Annotated in this window: 17 protein-coding genes; 15 read left to right on the top strand and 2 right to left on the bottom strand. The window is 56.7% G+C overall.

Annotated elements, in window-relative coordinates:
- The first annotated feature begins 183 nt into the window (after positions 1 to 183).
- Positions 184 to 1,701, top strand: a complete 1,518-nt coding sequence (locus tag GFN93_RS13800; protein WP_153501606.1) for a cytochrome-c peroxidase — start codon at positions 184 to 186, stop codon at positions 1,699 to 1,701.
- Between the two features lie 216 nt (positions 1,702 to 1,917).
- On the opposite strand, the gene ygfZ is transcribed toward GFN93_RS13800, so the two are convergent.
- The gene (gene ygfZ, locus GFN93_RS13795; RefSeq protein ID WP_153501605.1) at positions 1,918 to 2,856 is read right to left on the bottom strand and encodes a CAF17-like 4Fe-4S cluster assembly/insertion protein YgfZ; all 939 of its coding nucleotides are present in this window, start codon (positions 2,854 to 2,856) and stop codon (positions 1,918 to 1,920) included.
- A 114-nt stretch (positions 2,857 to 2,970) separates the two neighbouring features.
- On the opposite strand from ygfZ, the gene GFN93_RS13790 reads away from it, so the two are divergent.
- On the top strand, positions 2,971 to 3,231 hold the full coding sequence (locus GFN93_RS13790; RefSeq protein WP_153501604.1) for an FAD assembly factor SdhE: 261 nt from the start codon (positions 2,971 to 2,973) through the stop codon (positions 3,229 to 3,231).
- Positions 3,197 to 3,589 carry a hypothetical protein gene (locus GFN93_RS13785; RefSeq protein ID WP_235901850.1) on the top strand — a complete coding sequence of 131 codons (393 nt, stop codon included), beginning with the start codon at positions 3,197 to 3,199 and terminating at the stop codon, positions 3,587 to 3,589. The genes GFN93_RS13790 and GFN93_RS13785 overlap by 35 nt, the downstream gene beginning before the upstream one ends.
- 263 nt (positions 3,590 to 3,852) lie before the next feature.
- Here GFN93_RS13785 and nadB read toward each other — a convergent pair whose 3' ends face one another.
- Complete coding sequence (gene nadB, locus GFN93_RS13780) at positions 3,853 to 5,451, bottom strand: L-aspartate oxidase (protein ID WP_153501603.1); 1,599 nt, start codon at positions 5,449 to 5,451, stop codon at positions 3,853 to 3,855.
- A 301-nt stretch (positions 5,452 to 5,752) separates the two neighbouring features.
- Here nadB and rpoE point away from each other — a divergent pair, with 301 nt between their 5' ends.
- The 12 genes from rpoE (at position 5,753) to pdxJ (ending at position 16,135) form a co-directional block, all read left to right on the top strand.
- Entirely contained in the window at positions 5,753 to 6,337 is a 585-nt protein-coding gene (gene rpoE / locus GFN93_RS13775; RefSeq protein WP_328594671.1) for an RNA polymerase sigma factor RpoE, read from the top strand.
- 4 nt (positions 6,338 to 6,341) lie between these two features.
- Positions 6,342 to 6,911 carry a sigma-E factor negative regulatory protein gene (locus GFN93_RS13770; protein WP_153501602.1) on the top strand — a complete coding sequence of 190 codons (570 nt, stop codon included), beginning with the start codon at positions 6,342 to 6,344 and terminating at the stop codon, positions 6,909 to 6,911.
- Positions 6,912 to 6,914: 3 nt separating this feature from the next.
- Positions 6,915 to 7,880: a MucB/RseB C-terminal domain-containing protein gene (locus GFN93_RS13765; protein ID WP_153501601.1), complete on the top strand. Its 966-nt coding sequence runs from the start codon at positions 6,915 to 6,917 to the stop codon at positions 7,878 to 7,880.
- The gene (locus tag GFN93_RS13760; RefSeq protein ID WP_153501600.1) at positions 7,880 to 8,359 is read left to right on the top strand and encodes a SoxR reducing system RseC family protein; all 480 of its coding nucleotides are present in this window, start codon (positions 7,880 to 7,882) and stop codon (positions 8,357 to 8,359) included. The genes GFN93_RS13765 and GFN93_RS13760 overlap by 1 nt, the downstream gene beginning before the upstream one ends.
- Before the next feature lie 10 nt (positions 8,360 to 8,369).
- Positions 8,370 to 9,803 carry a DegQ family serine endoprotease gene (locus GFN93_RS13755; RefSeq protein ID WP_153501599.1) on the top strand — a complete coding sequence of 478 codons (1,434 nt, stop codon included), beginning with the start codon at positions 8,370 to 8,372 and terminating at the stop codon, positions 9,801 to 9,803.
- Between the two features lie 181 nt (positions 9,804 to 9,984).
- Positions 9,985 to 11,784 carry a translation elongation factor 4 gene (lepA, locus tag GFN93_RS13750; protein ID WP_153501598.1) on the top strand — a complete coding sequence of 600 codons (1,800 nt, stop codon included), beginning with the start codon at positions 9,985 to 9,987 and terminating at the stop codon, positions 11,782 to 11,784.
- Entirely contained in the window at positions 11,784 to 12,575 is a 792-nt protein-coding gene (lepB, locus tag GFN93_RS13745) for a signal peptidase I (RefSeq protein ID WP_153501597.1), read from the top strand. Before lepA ends, lepB begins: the two co-directional genes overlap by 1 nt.
- Positions 12,576 to 12,956, top strand: coding sequence for a DUF4845 domain-containing protein (locus GFN93_RS13740; RefSeq protein ID WP_153501596.1), 381 nt, complete (start codon positions 12,576 to 12,578; stop codon positions 12,954 to 12,956).
- A 20-nt stretch (positions 12,957 to 12,976) separates the two neighbouring features.
- Positions 12,977 to 13,639, top strand: coding sequence for a ribonuclease III (gene rnc, locus GFN93_RS13735; RefSeq protein ID WP_153502026.1), 663 nt, complete (start codon positions 12,977 to 12,979; stop codon positions 13,637 to 13,639).
- Positions 13,632 to 14,546, top strand: a complete 915-nt coding sequence (gene era, locus GFN93_RS13730) for a GTPase Era (RefSeq protein ID WP_153501595.1) — start codon at positions 13,632 to 13,634, stop codon at positions 14,544 to 14,546. Before rnc ends, era begins: the two co-directional genes overlap by 8 nt.
- Positions 14,533 to 15,204: a DNA repair protein RecO gene (recO, locus tag GFN93_RS13725; protein WP_153501594.1), complete on the top strand. Its 672-nt coding sequence runs from the start codon at positions 14,533 to 14,535 to the stop codon at positions 15,202 to 15,204. Before era ends, recO begins: the two co-directional genes overlap by 14 nt.
- A gap of 199 nt (positions 15,205 to 15,403) precedes the next feature.
- Entirely contained in the window at positions 15,404 to 16,135 is a 732-nt protein-coding gene (gene pdxJ, locus GFN93_RS13720) for a pyridoxine 5'-phosphate synthase (RefSeq protein WP_153501593.1), read from the top strand.
- The last annotated feature ends 402 nt before the right edge of the window (positions 16,136 to 16,537 follow it).

Genomic DNA, 16,537 nt, shown 5'->3' with positions numbered 1-16,537 from the left:
TCAAAACAATATAAAGCCTTGTTTTGGTACGGAGGATATTCAGGCGTGCTGATTGCGACTCCGATTCGCAGGAGCGAAAACTTCATACCAAAGAATGATTTTCAGCAATAAGTCTTGTTTTGCATATCTCATTACTAAAAAATCCCGTGCGGGATTTGTGGGTTTTAATAATGAGGGGAAAGCATGTCTGAAGGATTCAGATCCGCAGCGGTGTCTATCGCTGCAGCCGTATTGCTGTCTGCCTGTGGGGGAGAGGGCAGCAGTGACGACAACCGAAATGGGGCCGAGTCACTGACGCTGGACCAGAAAGTGTCGGCCGTTGCCAAGATCAATGGCATCACCGGTGATCCGACCACGGGTCGAACACTGCCTTCCATTACTGATCCGAAAGCCCGCCTGGGGATGCAGTTGTTCTTCAGCAAGGCGTTAGGCGGAGATTTGGATTCTGCATGTGTGTCTTGTCACCACCCGCTGCTGGGAGGCGGGGACAACCTGTCTTTGTCTATTGGTGTGGAGGCGGTGCTGCCCGACCTGCTGGGGCCGGGGCGTGAGCATCGTATGGATGGGCATGAATATGATGGCGGTCCAACGGTGCCCCGAAATGCGCCATCTACGTTCAATATCGTTTTTTACGATGAAGTGCTGTTCCATGACGGTCGTGTGGAAAGTCTCGGCAAGGCGAACCCCAATGGCGAAGGGGATGCGATTCGTACGCCGGACTCCGCTTTTGGCGTAGCGGACGTGAATGCCGGCGCCAATCTGTCAGCGGCTCAGGCCCGTTTCCCCGTGACCTCTCCGGAAGAAATGCGAGGCCATACTTTCCAGGCTGGCACCACCACAGCGGCGCTGCGCACGGCGCTTGAGGAACGCCTGAAAGGGGAAGACATGGAAATGGCTCTGGCGGCCATGAACGACTGGCTGTCTGCATTTCAGACAGGATTTGCGGATCCAATGGGTGTCGCTGATGATTTGATTACCTATGATCATATCGCCGATGCGCTCGCCGCCTACCAGAACTCCCAGGTGCTGGTGGACAACCCCTGGAAGGACTATCTGGCTGGCGACACCAAGGCTATCAGTGATGATGCCAAACGTGGCGCCCTGCTATTCTACACTCCGGTTGCGAAAGGCGGGGCAGGTTGTAGCGGATGCCACAGCGGTGATTTCTTCACTGACGAGCAGTTCCATGTCGTAGGCATGCCACAGGTTGGCCGGGGCAAGGGAGACGGTGTTGTTGAGCCCCATGACAATGACTATGGCCGTTTCCGTGAGACGAAGGAGGACGATGACAAGTTCGCCTTCCGTACTCCTCACTTGCTGAATGTTGCCAAAACCGGACCTTGGGGCCATGCAGGTGCGTACACTTCCCTGGAGGCGGTTGTGCGGCACCACCTCAACCCGCAATTGGCGTTTGATAATTATGACTTGAGTCAGTTGGCGCCATTTGTTCAGACGCAGACGGACAACATTGTGCTCAACACCCAGCAAGCACTGGATCAGCTGGCCGCGTTGCGTCTGGCGGGCAAATCGAAACTGGTGAATGCAGATCTGACGGATGTCCAGGTGTCTCAACTCCTGGCATTTCTGAATGCGCTCACCGATCCCTGCCTGGACGATCGCGATTGCATGGCCAAATGGATCCCAGGTGATGATGTACCGGATCCTGACGGCCTCCGTGTGAAAGCCCTTGGAACTCTGTGATTGAGAAGAGTTGAGAAAGGCGCCTTTTGAGGCGCCTTTTTTTGCTCATCTATTCTCGATTGGAAAACCTGAAGAGTTCACGTCTGTTGGTGCTTTGGGCGACAGCGAGGATGATATTGAATCGAACGGCTCCCATTCCGACAATCGCTTGCAGGCATACCCTGACGAGCACCGAGAGCTACTACAGCGGTTTGACCCCGGGCATCAGGCGCTCATTCACTCCTTCCAGGGCAGAGGGTAGGGCAGCGTGCCCAACTGGCTGTTCAGTGGGGTTTCCTCCTGGAACAGGATCCCGTCAGTATCGCGGCGCAGTACAATGAGTGCGGCGGAGCCGTTGGCGGTGTTGGCGCTGATGACGACCTCACCAGCCGCTTTACCGGCGCCATCGCGGAGTACTTCGCCCGGCTGCAGCGCTATGTTGGCAGTGAAATCGATACGTTGCATGCGCTGCTTGAGCTTGCCTTTGAAGTGCATACGGGCGACGACTTCCTGGCCGGTGTAACAGCCTTTCTTGAAGTTCACGCCACCAGTGACATCGTAATTGAGGACCTGAGGCAGAAAGAGGTCTTCTGCTCCCGGGTAGATCATGCCCACGCCGGCTTCAATGTCTGCCAGAGTGGCGCTGTTGGCGCTGGCGGGGGTGTGTTGGCTGGCCAGTTGGCTCCAGATCACCTCTGCCTGTTCTGATGAAGCCAACAGCAGGGCGTGCTCCGTGTGTGGGTAGCGCAGCCACAACCCCTGATCATTACGCAGTGCCTGACCCGGTCCGGGAAGGGTGTCTGGCAGATTGCCGGCGAGCAATATAACCGCTAGCTCCTCAGCCAGGGTGAACTCGACCTTGGCGCGCAAGCGATACTTCATTAAAGCCTTGATTAGCGGCTCTTCCTGACCTGATGGGGTCAGGAGCAGGTAGTCGGCACCATCGCGAACGACGCGCACACTGACCAGGCCTCGGCCTTTCAGGCTCAGGTGCATGCCCGTGAGGTGGGCCCCTTGGTCGACCTCGCGCAGGTCGCAGGAAAGCTGGCCTTGCAGATAATGGCCCGCTTCTTCCCCGCTGGCGCGAACCACTGCGAGGTGGGTAGCCGGGGCAAGGTAGGGGGTAGCGGCAACCGGAGGAAGAGATTGCTTGCTGAGGAATGCGGACCAGCTCATGGGACTCCTTTAGGAACCTGTGATGGGCGAAGAAGTGTCGAGAATTCAGCGGGCATGATAGATAATGCGCGCGCAGTCTGAAAGTCATCAGCTACCGAGCAGGGTCTGGATGCAATGAGTAATGAAGAGCTGAAACGGAAATACCGCTGGCAGTGCCGGCGCGGGGCTTCCGAAGTAGAGATGGTGCTGTACGCCTACCTGGATGATCATTTCGACGCTGACAGCGCTGAGCATCAGGCGCGCTTCGAACGTTTGCTGGCCTGCCAGGATGCGGACATGTTCGAGTGGTTCACGTATCGCAGTGAGCCGCAGGATGAAGAAATGCGTGAGTATGTAAAGCATGTCCTCGAACTGGTCGCCCACGGCAAGGGTTGAGCTGGGAGCATCACGTTATCCCGCTCGACTGCTGTGGCTGTCGGGGCTGAGTCTGGTCCCGGTGGTGTGGCTGGTGATGTGGCCCATTTGGGCAAAGGGGCTGTTGGTGCTGGCCATCATTCTGCTGCTGCGAGGGTGGCGAGTACCGACCCTGACCGAGTTGAGGTTGCGCGAGGGCGCGCTGACGCTGGTGGGCGACCGGGTACAGATTCTGGAAACACCGGGGCGCGTCATTCGGCTCGGGCCGTGGCTGGCAATGCAGACTCCGCAAGGGTGGGTGCACCTGTTCGAGGATCAGGCTTCCCGGTCACAGCTCCAGCCTGTCTATCAATGGCTTTGGGTGAATCGGGTTAAATAGCGGTCAGCTACGAGCTACGCTCGATTGGATAGGCAAACCCCAAAAGGTTTCCTGGTTTTATAGACGAACGGAAAACCTTCCAGCTCGTTCAGTTCGGCGATTAGCAGGATCTGATGCCCCTGTAGGAGGGCCAACCTGTTGGCCGAAGGGCTGTCGGTTGGTACTGCCTCTGCAGAATGGTCCATGTCCTATTCGGCCAACAAGTTGGCTCTCCCACAGGTAAAATCGCCGTACGAGCTATGCTCCTGCGGAAGAATTCCCTGCTAGAAGCTCCCCGGCACCAGCACGGTATCCACCGGATTGTCTACGCTATCCGGGTAATCGCGCATGAAATGCAGGCCACGGCTTTCCTTTCGGGACAGTGCAGAGCGGATGATCAATTCCGCGATGACCACCAGGTTGCGCAGCTCCAGCAGATCGTTGCTGATGTGGTAATTACTGTAGTACTCGGTAATTTCGCTCTTCAGCAACTCTGCGCGATGCAGCGCTCGCTGCAGGCGTTTTTCTGTCCGGACGATGCCAACGTAATCCCACATGAAGCGTCGCAGCTCATCCCAGTTATGGCTGATCACCACGTCTTCGTCGGAGTCGGTCACCTGGGATTCATCCCATTCTTCGTCGTCGCGGGGCAGAGGGGTCTCGTTCAGGTTGGCGCTGATGTGGTCGGCGCTGGCCTTGCCATAAACGAAGCACTCCAACAGTGAGTTGCTGGCCATGCGATTGGCGCCGTGCAGACCTGTGAAGCTGGTCTCGCCGATGGCGTAAAGACCGGGTACGTCGGTTTGGCCGTGTTCGTCGATAATCACACCGCCGCAGGTGTAGTGGGCGGCGGGTACAACCGGCATGGGGTCGCGGGTGATATCGAGCCCTAGCTGCAGACATTTGGCGTACACAGTGGGGAAGTGCTCGATGATGAAGTCGGCGGGCTTGTGGCTGATGTCCAGATAGAGGCAGTCCGCGCCCAGGCGCTTCATTTCATGGTCGATGGCTCGGGCTACCACGTCCCGCGGTGCCAGCTCGCCGCGATCATCGAAGCGATGCATGAAGCGGGTGCCATCCGGTAGTAGCAGGTGGCCACCTTCCCCTCGGATGGCCTCGGTGACCAGAAAGCTTTTTGCCTTGGGGTGGTACAGGCAGGTGGGGTGGAACTGCATGAATTCCATGTTGGCCACCCGGCAACCGGCACGCCATGCCATGGCGATGCCGTCGCCTGTGGCCACATCCGGATTGGAGGTATAGAGATAGACCTTGGAGGCGCCGCCGGTGGCCAGGACCACAGCCCGGGCCAGAATGACGTCAGTCTCCCCGGTCTTGATGTTGTGGATGTAGGCACCGCAGCAGCGCTTTTGTCCGTCATGTTCCTGCAGAATCAGATCCACCGCTACACGGTGTTCGAACAGGGTTACATTGTTCCGGTTCTTGACCTGGCCTATCAGGGTGCTGGAGATGGCTTTGCCGGTGGCATCGGCGGCATGGATGATGCGGCGGTGGCTATGTCCGCCTTCACGGGTCAAGTGGTAGGGCAGGGTGCTGGCGTCGTCACCGCTGTCCAGACGGGTGAAATCCACCCCCAGATCAATCAGCCAGCGAATGGCATCAGGGCCATTTTCAACGGTAAACCGCACGGCGTCATCATGACAGAGGCCGGCTCCGGCCACATGGGTATCGGCGACATGGCTGTCCAGAGAGTCCTGTTGATCGAGGACCGCCGCCACGCCTCCCTGGGCGTAGTAGGTGCTGGCGCTGGTTAACTCTCCCTTGGAGAGCAGGGCAACCTGACACTCATCGGGCAGCCGCAGTGCGGCAGTGAGCCCGGCAGCGCCGGAGCCAATGATGAGTACATCGTGTCGATAGGTAGCCATGGCGTGTCCTGTGTAGAGGGCCAGAAAACGGCGCCAGTATAGCGGTGAACCGGGTGACGACTAAATGACGAAATAGCGCTCTGGGAGATTATCTGCCCGTTACAGAGGAACTCTCATGCACCGGCAAGGTCAGAAAAGTTCAACAATGATGCAGGCAATGTGAAAAGCTTGCTAAATCAACGGCCTCCGTAGCCTGAAAAGTGGCCGTTGGAATAACACCTGCTACAATGGCGTGTTTTAAGGGGGCCACTAAGATGGCTGGCCACAGACTCACGCACTTCGCGAAGGATCCGGGGGATCGGTGTCAGACGAACAACTGGTGAAAAAAGCCAAAGCTGGCGACCAGCGCGCCTTTGAGGTGTTGGTGCGCAAGTATCAGCAGCGAATTTTCGCGTTGATAAGCCGTTACGTACGCGACCCGGATGAAGTGCAGGATGTGGCGCAGGAAGCCTTTATCAAAGCCTGGCGTGCGCTACCCCGTTTTCGTGGGGATAGCGCCTTTTACACCTGGCTTTATCGCATCGCTGTGAATACCGCCAAGAACTATCTGGTGGCCGCTGGTCGGCGCCCACCACGGTCCGATCTGGATGCCGCCGAGGCGGAGCAATATGCCGGGGCAGAAATGCTGCACGAGATTGGAACCCCGGAGTCCCTGGTGTTGTCTGAAGAATTGGAGGCAGTCATTCACTCGGCTATCGAGGCGCTGCCACAGGAACTGAAAACTGCTGTGACCCTGCGAGAATTCGAGGGGCTCAGTTACGAGGACATCGCGGAAGTGATGGACTGTCCGGTTGGCACGGTGCGTTCGCGCATCTTCCGGGCTCGGGAAGCGATTGATACAGCTGTTCGGCCCTTGTTGGGCACGCAGCGAGGCGATAAAGGGTGAGTCTATGAACAGGGATTTGGAAACGTTGTCCGCATTCCTTGACGGGGAAACCAGCGAGCTGGAAACCCGTCGAGTCATGCGTGATATTGACGATGCAGAACTGGAAACACTGTCGCGTTGGCAGCTGGCTCAGGATGTGATGCACGGTCAACCTTCCATGGTCGTGCCAACGGATTTCAACGCCCGGTTGTCTGCGGCGCTGACTGCAGAAGGTGCGCCTGCCAAACGGCCTGCGTGGCTGGGCAGTATGGCCCGTCTGGCGGTGGCTGCCTCTGTGGCTGCGGCTACCGTTATAGGGTGGCAGACCTGGGAAGGTAATTTCACCGGTACAGGTGATGCTGCGCCTGCGCTGGCGGCCGCCCAGGATTCCCGTTTCAGCCGACCCTTCGCTGAAGCGTCTCTGGTCTCCCAGTCTTTTGGTGCCAGTAACACGACGGTAGCGCCGGTATCCGCTTCGCCACGCGTTAACGAGATGCTGTTGCGCCATAGTGACTTTGCCGCACGCAATAGTGGTCAGGGAATGATGCCACTGGCACGCCTGGTCAGTATGGATGCGCGTAGCGGGGCCAAATAGCGGATGAAGTTGCGTGCCCTTGCTCTTTCCCTGACCCTTTTCGCTCCTGTAGCTGCGCTTGCGGAAGATTCGCAGGCGCATGCCCACCTTCAGGCCATGTCTCAGGCCAATCGTTCTCTTGACTACAGTGGCCGTTTTCTCTACCAGTTTGGTGCTGAAGTAAGCACAATGGAAGTGAGCCATGCCGTGATAAACGGCGAAGAATATCAAAGGCTTACGCACCTTGATGGCCGCTTGGTGGAAGTGCTTCGCCGTGGCGATGAAGTGATCTGCGTGCATCCGGACCGTAGTCTCACCCGCATGCAAAAAAGCCAGGCCGGCCCTATGATCCTTGCACAGCGACTGACGGAGGATGTGCCTGCCCAATACAACATTCTGGTCGATGGTGATGGCAGGGTTGCAGGTCGTCATGTTACCCAGCTACGCGTGGCGCCACTGGATACTCACCGTTACGGCTACCGCCTGTGGATGGATAATGAATCCAGCCTTCTGCTCAAGTCAGAAGTGGTGGATGGCAGCGGTGTGGCGCTTGAGCGGGTTGAGTTTGTCAGCCTGGATCTGGAACCGAATCTGACGCTGTCCCACTTTGAGATTCCCGAGAGTTTGCGTGAAAGCGAGTTGCAGCCGCTTTCCGAAGATCACCAATCCACTTTGATGAGTGTTGAAGCTGAATGGCTACCTGCGGGCTTCGAGGCTGCCGATCAGGATTGGCGCAGCGCCGATGGCAGGCGACAACCGGTTGCGGCCCAGGGGTACTCCGATGGCTTGGCGGCCTTTACCGTGTTTGTGGAAGCGGTAGGAAAGGGGGCTGTTGAAGAAGGGGTAAGCCGTGTTGGGCCCACAGTGGCGGTAAGCCGGCGCCTGACTGCGCCCAGTGGTGCCTATCTGATTACGTTGGTCGGTGAGGTCCCCCAGGCTACTGCAGAGCGTGTGATTGAGGGAATTAGCGTCCGGGACGCGCGCCACTGATGTTATATGAGCAGGGCGTGGTCGTCGCGGTCGCTCCAGATGCGCTCTGGGTTGAGACCGTGCGTGCCTCTACCTGCGGTGCCTGCCAGGCAAAGTCTGCCTGTGGGCACCACATGATCAATCAACAGCAATCTGGCCAGCGTGCGCGATTGCGAGTCCCGATATCGGACTCTTCCAGATACCAGGTGGGTGACCCCGTTACTCTGGGCCTGCCGGAAGGAGCCCTGATGCGCGGAGCATTATGGGTGTATGGCCTTCCACTTCTGTTACTTTTCCTTGGCGCCCTGATCGGCTCATCGCTCTCAGTGACCGCCTTTGATGCCTCTGCCGTGCTTGGGGTGGGTGGGCTTCTGGCTGGTTTTGTGATTAACCGTGTTTTAAGCCGGCGAAGTGGCCATAATCAGGCATATCAACCTGCCTTGGTGTCATCGGGGGATGATGGCTGCCAGGTGATCCAGGTTCAACCGGCAAAAAAATAAGGAGAACTCCATGCGAAGATTGCCAACCCTGACTACATTTTGGCTGTTGGTGGTTATCGGTTTTCTAGCGGGCTGCTCCGATTCAACATCTACTCCTGATCGACCTGAACCACTGGTTACCGGGCTTCCTGATTTTACCTTGCTGGTGGAGAAAGAAGGTCCCGCTGTGGTGAATATCAGTACTGTGACGCATCAGGATCAGGCTGAACTGAAAGAGCAGATGGATCAGATTCCCGAGTTCTTCCGCCGATTTTTCGAGCAGTTTGGCGGTGAGGGTATGCCTCAGGTTCCCCAGGAGCGAGAGGCTCGTTCGCTGGGGTCAGGTTTCCTGATTTCTTCTGATGGCTACGTGCTGACCAACCATCATGTGGTGGCCGAAGCCGATGAAATCATGGTTCGTCTTCAGGACCGCCGAGAGCTTAAGGCCGAGTTGATTGGTGCTGACGAGCAAAGTGACATTGCCTTGCTCAAGGTAGAGGCAGAAGACCTTCCCGTGGTGGATATCGGCTCTTCTGCCGGCCTTAAAGTGGGGGAGTGGGTTTTGGCTATTGGCGCCCCCTTCGGTTTCGATAGTAGCGTGACGGCGGGCATCGTGAGTGCCAAGGGACGCAGTCTGCCCAGCGACAGCTATGTGCCGTTTATTCAGACCGATGTGGCCATTAACCCGGGTAATAGTGGTGGACCGCTGTTCAATCTCCGGGGTGAGGTGGTGGGTATCAACTCCCAGATTTTCAGCCGCTCGGGCGGCTATATGGGTGTGAGCTTTGCCATCCCCATCGATATGGCCATGGATGTGGTATCCCAGCTCAAGGAGCATGGCAAGGTCAGCCGCGGCTGGCTGGGTGTGCTGATTCAGGAGGTGGATCGTGATCTGGCCCAGTCTTTTGGTCTGGATCAGCCCCGCGGTGCCCTGGTATCCCAGGTGCTCAAGGGCTCACCAGCGGAGCAGGCGGGTGTTCAGCCAGGTGACATCATTACCGAATTCAACGATGAGGCAATTTATCGGTCCTCTGAGTTGCCTCGCTGGGTCGGGCTGGTCAAACCGGGTGAGGATGCGGAGCTGACAGTGATTCGTGATGGGCAGGAAAAGTCCCTGACTGTGACGATTGGGCTGTTGCCGGATGATCCTTCCCTGGCCATGCAAGGCATTATTCCGGGTCAGGATGGGGCCGATGCGCTGGGTGTGCAGGTCCGGGCTGCCTCTGAGGTAGAGCTGTCAAAACTGGACCTTAAGGCCGGTGTTGTGGTCACCGAGGTAAAAGAAGGGCCAGCCAGGCTGGCGGGGATTGAATCCGGTGACGTGCTCGTTACCCTCAATAATGTCCCCATTGATAGTCCTGAAACGTTTGCTGAGGCGGTGGCGGCTTTACCGGAATCCGGTACGGTGGCTGCGCTCATCAATCGGGACGGTAACCCACGGTTCCTTGCCCTCAAGCTCAAATAAGGGCCTCTTGGGCATATTTTCACGGCGCAGCGCGGCTGCGTCGTGCAACTACCCCCCGTTATCCGCTAGAATCGCGGCCCTTGTTTGCCGTTTTCTGATTTCCGGTGCCATCGATGGTTCGGTGGTTCAAGGCCCTGATTCCCTGGGCCGGTGCGGCAGCGACTGATTGCTTACAGGCCCTATGACTGACATCACGAATATTCGCAACTTCTCCATCATCGCTCATATCGATCATGGCAAATCCACCCTGGCGGACCGCTTTATCCAGGTCTGCGGCGGGCTGTCCGAGCGTGAGCTCAAGGAACAGGTGCTGGATTCCATGGAGCTGGAGCGAGAGCGTGGCATCACCATCAAGGCCCAGAGCGTAACGCTCTACTACAAGGCCAGGGATGGTGAAACCTATCAGCTGAACTTCATTGATACTCCCGGACACGTGGATTTCTCCTACGAGGTATCCCGTTCACTGTCCGCCTGTGAAGGTGCCTTGCTGGTAGTGGATGCGGCGCAGGGTGTGGAAGCGCAATCGGTGGCTAACTGCTACACCGCCATTGAGCAGGACCTGGAAGTGCTGCCGGTACTGAACAAGATTGATCTGCCCCAGGCAGAGCCGGAAGCGGTGATCAACGAAATTGAAGAGATCATTGGCCTCGATGCAACGGACGCCTGCCGGGTGTCCGCCAAGACCGGCGTTGGTATTGACGACTTGCTCGAACAGTTGGTGGAGCGAATCCCCGCCCCGGAAGGGAATCGTGATGGTGATCTGCAGGCGCTGATCATTGATTCCTGGTTTGATAACTACCTGGGGGTCATCTCCCTGGTCCGGGTGAAGCACGGTGTTCTGAAGAAAGGTGACAAGATCCTGGTCAAATCCACTGGCCAGACCCATGTGGTCGACCAGCTGGGCATTTTTACTCCCAAGCGTACCGAGACCAAGCACCTGGAAGCGGGTGAAGTGGGCTGGGTGAGCGGCAGCATCAAGGATATTCACGGTGCCCCGGTGGGGGATACCCTGACCTTGGCCAAAACGCCCAATGTGGCTGCCCTGCCGGGGTTCAAGAAGGTCAAGCCGCAAGTCTATGCGGGTATGTTCCCGGTGAGTGCGGATGACTATGAAGACTTCCGTGATGCGCTGGCCAAGCTGACGTTGAATGATGCGTCTCTCTTCTACGAGCCTGAGACCTCTGATGCTCTGGGCTTTGGTTTCCGGGTTGGCTTCCTCGGAATGCTTCACATGGAGATTATTCAGGAGCGGCTGGAGCGGGAATACGACCTTGATCTGATCACCACGGCACCTACGGTAGTGTATGAGTTGCTGCTCTCCGATGGGCAGACCGTGTATGTGGACAACCCCTCCAAGCTGCCGGAAGGCAACAAGATTGAAGAGTTCCGCGAACCCATCGCCCGTGTGAATATCCTGGTGCCACAGGAGTTCGTGGGCAATGTGATCTCCTTGTGCGTAGAGCGTCGTGGCACCCAGATCAATATGCAGTACCTGGGCAAGCAGGTTGCCCTGACCTATGACATTCCCATGGCGGAAGTGGTGCTCGACTTCTTCGACCGAATCAAGTCCGTGAGCCGTGGCTTTGCTTCCATGGATTACGCCTTCGAGCGTTTTGAGCCCACCAAGCTGGTTCGCGTCGATGTGCTGATCAATGGTGACAAGGTGGACGCTCTGGCCATGATTTGCCATCTGGACCAGTCTGCCTATCGTGGCCGGGCACTGTGCGAAAAAATGAAAGAGCTGGTGCCACGGCAGATGTTTGATGTGGCTATCCAGTCCGCCATCGGTAGCAAGATTATCGCTCGTCAGACCGTGAAGGCCTTGCGCAAGAATGTGACCGCGAAGTGTTATGGCGGCGACGTATCCCGTAAGAAGAAACTGCTGCAAAAGCAGAAAGAAGGCAAAAAACGGATGAAGCAGGTGGGCAACGTGGAGATCCCACAGGAAGCCTTCCTTGCGGTACTCAGGGTGGATGATTGATGGATATTGATATTGGCTTCTGGCTGTCTCTGGCGCTGTTGGTCACTGTGGTCGTGTGGTGTGTGGACCGGGCGTTCAAGCTGAAGCAGAAAGGAGGGGCGGTTGGTAGTGCCGTTGAAACCTCGAATTCACTGATTTCTGTTTTCTTTATCGTGCTGGTGATCCGGTCCTTTGTGGTCGAGCCTTTTACTATTCCGTCTGGTTCCATGCTGCCGACTTTGCAGGTCAATGACTTTATCCTGGTTAACAAGTTTGCCTATGGCCTGCGGCTGCCGGTGACCAATACCAAGATTATCGAGACTGGCACACCGGAGCGCGGTGATGTAATGGTGTTCAAGTTTCCTGAAAACCGGAACCAGAATTTCATCAAGCGGGTGGTGGGACTGCCCGGCGATGAGATCAAACTTCGCGATAACCGGTTGTTCGTCAACGGTGAACTGGTCTCGCGTAATATGGTCCGTGAAGTGGATAATGGTCGTTACTGGCAATCCGAATTTATCGAGACTCTGGGTGAGGTAGATCACTTCATCTGGCAGGAAGGCAAGGTTAACCCGTTCACCGGCAAGAAAGTCTCCAACATGAACATTGAAGGAGAGTGGACTGTGCCCGAGAACGCCTTCTTTGTGATGGGCGATAATCGTGATAACAGTAACGACAGTCGGGTTTGGGGTATAGTCCCTGATGAGCTGGTGATGGGAGAAGCCTTCCTGATCTGGATGCACTGGAAACCGGTGTTCTCCTTGCCCAGTTTTTCCCGTAATGGTGCCATAGACAAGGTGGAGGCAAATTAAATGAAGACAATGCCCTCTCGGCAACGTGGACTTTCTCTGATCAGCTGGATGGTTGTGTTGGTTGTGGTCGCTATTCTGGGGACAGCTGCATTCAGAATGGTTCCTGCTTATTTGGAATACAACACTATTTCCACCGCGGTTCGATCACTTTTACAAGATAGTAAGGTTGCAATGATGAGTGAAAGTGAATTGCGCCAGGCATTGGACAAGCGATTCCTGATAAACCAAGTGGAAGCAATTAAGGTTGATGACCTTGTATTCAGCAGGGAAGGCGGCGTACTGATCATTTCTACCGACTACGAAGTCCGTGAGCCCATGTTTTACAATGTAAGCATTGTCATGACGTTCAAGGAAGAATTCAGCAAAGACGTTCGCCAGTGACACAAAACCTGGACCGCCTGATGCCCCGCCTGGGGTATCACTTCAATGATGAAGATCTGCTTGCGCTGGCACTGACTCACCGCAGTGTCAGCCGCAATCGCAACTACGAGCGGCTTGAGTTTCTGGGCGATGCCCAGCTCGGTCAAATAATATCGGTTGCTCTATTCGAACAGTTCCCTGATGCCGCAGAAGGCCAGCTCACTCGTATGCGTGCGTCTCTGGTGCGTGGGCAGACGCTGGCCCAGGTCGGTCGGGAGCTGGGCCTGGGAGAACATCTTCTCCTCGGTGGTGGCGAGCTGAAAAGTGGTGGTTACCGCCGTGATTCAATCCTGGCGGATGCCCTTGAAGCGATCATTGGCGCCATGTTGCTCGATGGGGGCGAAGAGGCCTGCCGTCGGGTGGTACTTGGCTGGTTCGCCGACAGGCTTGACGCCATTACGCCACAGAACGCCCAGAAAGATGCCAAGACACGCTTGCAGGAATGGCTGCAAGCCCGCAAATTTGAACTTCCGGTGTATCAAGTCACCAAGGTGCAGGGGCTGGCGCCCAAGCAGACCTTTGATGTGAGTTGCGAACTGGAGCAGATGCAACAAACCTTCGTGGCCCAGGGGGCCAGCCGTCGCAAGGCAGAGCAGCAGGCGGCAGCAGAGGCGTTGACCTGGCTGGAGCAGCAGTATGACTGATCAACTGGATACCCCAACCCGTTGCGGCATGGTCTCCATCGTCGGGCGCCCCAATGTGGGCAAGTCGACACTCATGAACCATCTGATTGGTCAGAAGGTCAGTATCACGTCCCGCAAGCCGCAGACTACCCGCCACCGGATCCATGGTATTCACACCCGCGATCATTATCAGATTGTGTTTGCCGACACCCCCGGAATTCATACCGGCCAGGAGCGCGCACTCAACCGCGCCATGAACGATGCTGCTGTCTCTACCCTGAGTGGCGTTGATGTGGTGTGCATGATGGTGGATGGCCTGAAGTGGACTCCCGGGGATGAGCACGTACTATCCCTGCTGCCAACCAACCCCGAAGTGCCGGTGCTGCTGATCATCAACAAGGTAGACAACCTGGAAGACAAGGGTGAGCTACTGCCCTACATCGAGAGCTTGAGTGCCCGTTATCCCTTTGATGCGGTGATCCCGGTGTCTGCGCTCAAAGAGCAGAACCTGGAGCAATTGGAAAAAGCGCTGGTTGAACGTCTTCCGGAGGGCGATTTCTGGTACGACGAGGACCAGCTCACTGATCGTAGTCTCCGCTTCATGGCCGCTGAAATTATCCGTGAGAAAGTGGTTCGCCAGCTGGGGCAGGAGGTGCCGCACCAGGTCAGTGTGGAAGTGGAGTTGTGGGAAGATGGCCCTCGTGTGACGGACATTTCGGCAGCGATTTTGGTGGAGCGGCGCGGACAGAAGAAGATTCTCATTGGCGACAAAGGTGAGCGGATCAAGCAGATAGGCACCCAGGCCCGGGAAGATATTGAGCGCTTGATTGATCGCCGTGTCATGCTCAACTTGTGGGTGAAGATCAAGGCCGGCTGGTCTGATGACGCCCGTGCCCTGCGTTCACTCGGCTACGATGAGCCGCGCTGAACAGGATCTGCAACCGGCCTGGTTGTTGCACCGACGCCCTTTTCGTAACACCAGTCTGATCGTCGAACTCTTTGTGCCTCGTCTCGGTCGGGTAGGGGCTGTGGTCAGGGGAGGGCGCAAGGACCCCTCTCTGGCGCCGTTCCGCCCGTTACTGGTTGAATTGAAGAAAGGCGGCGAGCTGTATTCACTGCGCGGCTGTGAGCCCCGCGCTTCCTCCCTCAGGCTTGATGGCAAAGCGCTTTACTGCGGTTTTTACGTCAATGAACTGCTGACCCGTTTGCTGCATCGTGATGATCCTCATCCTGATCTGTGGCCTCTGTATGAGCAAACCCTGACGGCCCTGAGCCACGGTGAGATGCTGGATGTGGTGCTCAGACAATTTGAAATGGGGCTGCTGGAAGAGATGGGTTACGGTATCTCGCTAAGCGATGATATTCAGGGTGACCCAATCAGCTCAGCGCTCTTTTATCAGCTGGACCCAGAGCAGGGGCTGGTGTCTGCGGGTAGTGGATATGCCGGCGCTGACCTCCTGGCCATGCTTAACGGAGACTGGCAGCCCAGCGTAAGGAAAGCGGCAAGGCAGATCTGCCGGGCACTGCTGGCACCCCATCTCGGTGACAGACCTTTGAAGAGTCGCGAGTTGTTCCGGGAAAAATGAGCTCAAAGTTCAAACGCGCATTCAACGCTGTTGTAACTTGAAACGCTTTCCACGCGATGGCATGTCTTAACGCAGCGTCGACTGCCCGATTCTCGATCGTAGCTCGCGCTTTTCAACTTTGAACTTTAAACTTTGAATCAAAGGCTGTTCGGCGAACTATCCCGACCGGCAAGCGAGACTTCTCAACCAGGTGAAAAACATGTCCAGAGTCCTCCTCGGCGTTAATATTGATCACGTTGCCACCCTGCGCCAGGCAAGAGGAACCCGATACCCGGAGCCGGTTCAGGCGGCGCTGGTGGCGGAACAGGCAGGGGCAGACGGCATTACCGTGCACTTGCGTGAGGACCGCCGCCACATTAATGACCGCGATGTGGAGTTGCTGGCGCAGACCCTGCAGACCCGCATGAACCTGGAAATGGCGGCTACGGAAGAAATGGTCGCTATCGCCACCCGCATCAAGCCTGCGCACTGCTGTCTGGTGCCGGAGAAGCGTGAAGAGCTGACCACAGAGGGTGGGTTGGATGTGGTGGGCAACCAGGCCTGGATTGCCCAGTGCTGCAAGGCGCTTGGGGAGGCTGGCATTGATGTATCCCTCTTTATCGATGCAGACCCGGCCCAGATCCGTGCAGCGAGTGAATGCGGTGCTCCGACCATTGAGATTCATACTGGTCACTACGCGGATGCGGAAACGCCTGAGGAACAGCAAAAGGAGCTGCTGCGGATCCGTGAAGCCACTGCACTGGCGTTGGAGCTGGGTCTGGTGGTCAACGCTGGCCACGGCCTGCACTACCACAACACTCTGCCCATCGCGGAAATTCCCGGCATGAACGAACTGAATATCGGCCACGGTATTATCGCCCGGGCGGTAATCAGCGGCTTGCATCAGGCCGTGAAGGACATGCGGGAACTGATGGATAGTCTGAACGCCTGAGGTGAGTAGCCCGATAAAGAGGCTTCCGTTGCCGAGAGCTGGCGGAGGCTTTTTTGTCAGCCGCCGGGCATCAACCGTCAGGTGTTCTCCATATTGGCAACCCTTCAACCTTTTCCGGTTTCTGTGAGTAGCGCTCGTCGGCTTGCTGGTCACGGGGCCCGAATTTCAGGAAGACACGACCTTTGCAGGCCCAGATAGACCTCATCTGTAGCGAATTCCGCATCCTTAACAATAAAGGTATGCAAATGCGGAGCCTTATCGATCATTGTTTCCGTCAGGATGAGGCACAAGGCCGCTATGCGGAACGGCTGACAGAAAACCCTGGAACAAGGAACGGTAACGGTTTGGTAGAACCGAGTTTGTGGATTTATGGCATAGGTAAATCGGCAATTTTCGCCTAAA

It is taken from the genome of Alcanivorax sediminis (assembly GCF_009601165.1).
GTDB classification, from domain to species: Bacteria; Pseudomonadota; Gammaproteobacteria; order Pseudomonadales; family Alcanivoracaceae; genus Alcanivorax; species Alcanivorax sediminis.
This window is presented reverse-complemented; position numbering and strand designations above follow the sequence as displayed.

Coding starts and splice junctions, on each gene's coding strand:
- GFN93_RS13800 (WP_153501606.1), top strand. CDS start 184: ATGTCTGAAGGATTCAGATCCGCAGCGGTGTCTATCGCTGCAGCCGTA.
- ygfZ (WP_153501605.1), bottom strand. CDS start 2,856: ATGAGCTGGTCCGCATTCCTCAGCAAGCAATCTCTTCCTCCGGTTGCC.
- GFN93_RS13790 (WP_153501604.1), top strand. CDS start 2,971: ATGAGTAATGAAGAGCTGAAACGGAAATACCGCTGGCAGTGCCGGCGC.
- GFN93_RS13785 (WP_235901850.1), top strand. CDS start 3,197: ATGTCCTCGAACTGGTCGCCCACGGCAAGGGTTGAGCTGGGAGCATCA.
- nadB (WP_153501603.1), bottom strand. CDS start 5,451: ATGGCTACCTATCGACACGATGTACTCATCATTGGCTCCGGCGCTGCC.
- GFN93_RS13770 (WP_153501602.1), top strand. CDS start 6,342: ATGAACAGGGATTTGGAAACGTTGTCCGCATTCCTTGACGGGGAAACC.
- GFN93_RS13765 (WP_153501601.1), top strand. CDS start 6,915: ATGAAGTTGCGTGCCCTTGCTCTTTCCCTGACCCTTTTCGCTCCTGTA.
- GFN93_RS13760 (WP_153501600.1), top strand. CDS start 7,880: ATGTTATATGAGCAGGGCGTGGTCGTCGCGGTCGCTCCAGATGCGCTC.
- GFN93_RS13755 (WP_153501599.1), top strand. CDS start 8,370: ATGCGAAGATTGCCAACCCTGACTACATTTTGGCTGTTGGTGGTTATC.
- lepA (WP_153501598.1), top strand. CDS start 9,985: ATGACTGACATCACGAATATTCGCAACTTCTCCATCATCGCTCATATC.
- lepB (WP_153501597.1), top strand. CDS start 11,784: ATGGATATTGATATTGGCTTCTGGCTGTCTCTGGCGCTGTTGGTCACT.
- GFN93_RS13740 (WP_153501596.1), top strand. CDS start 12,576: ATGAAGACAATGCCCTCTCGGCAACGTGGACTTTCTCTGATCAGCTGG.
- rnc (WP_153502026.1), top strand. CDS start 12,977: ATGCCCCGCCTGGGGTATCACTTCAATGATGAAGATCTGCTTGCGCTG.
- era (WP_153501595.1), top strand. CDS start 13,632: ATGACTGATCAACTGGATACCCCAACCCGTTGCGGCATGGTCTCCATC.
- recO (WP_153501594.1), top strand. CDS start 14,533: ATGAGCCGCGCTGAACAGGATCTGCAACCGGCCTGGTTGTTGCACCGA.
- pdxJ (WP_153501593.1), top strand. CDS start 15,404: ATGTCCAGAGTCCTCCTCGGCGTTAATATTGATCACGTTGCCACCCTG.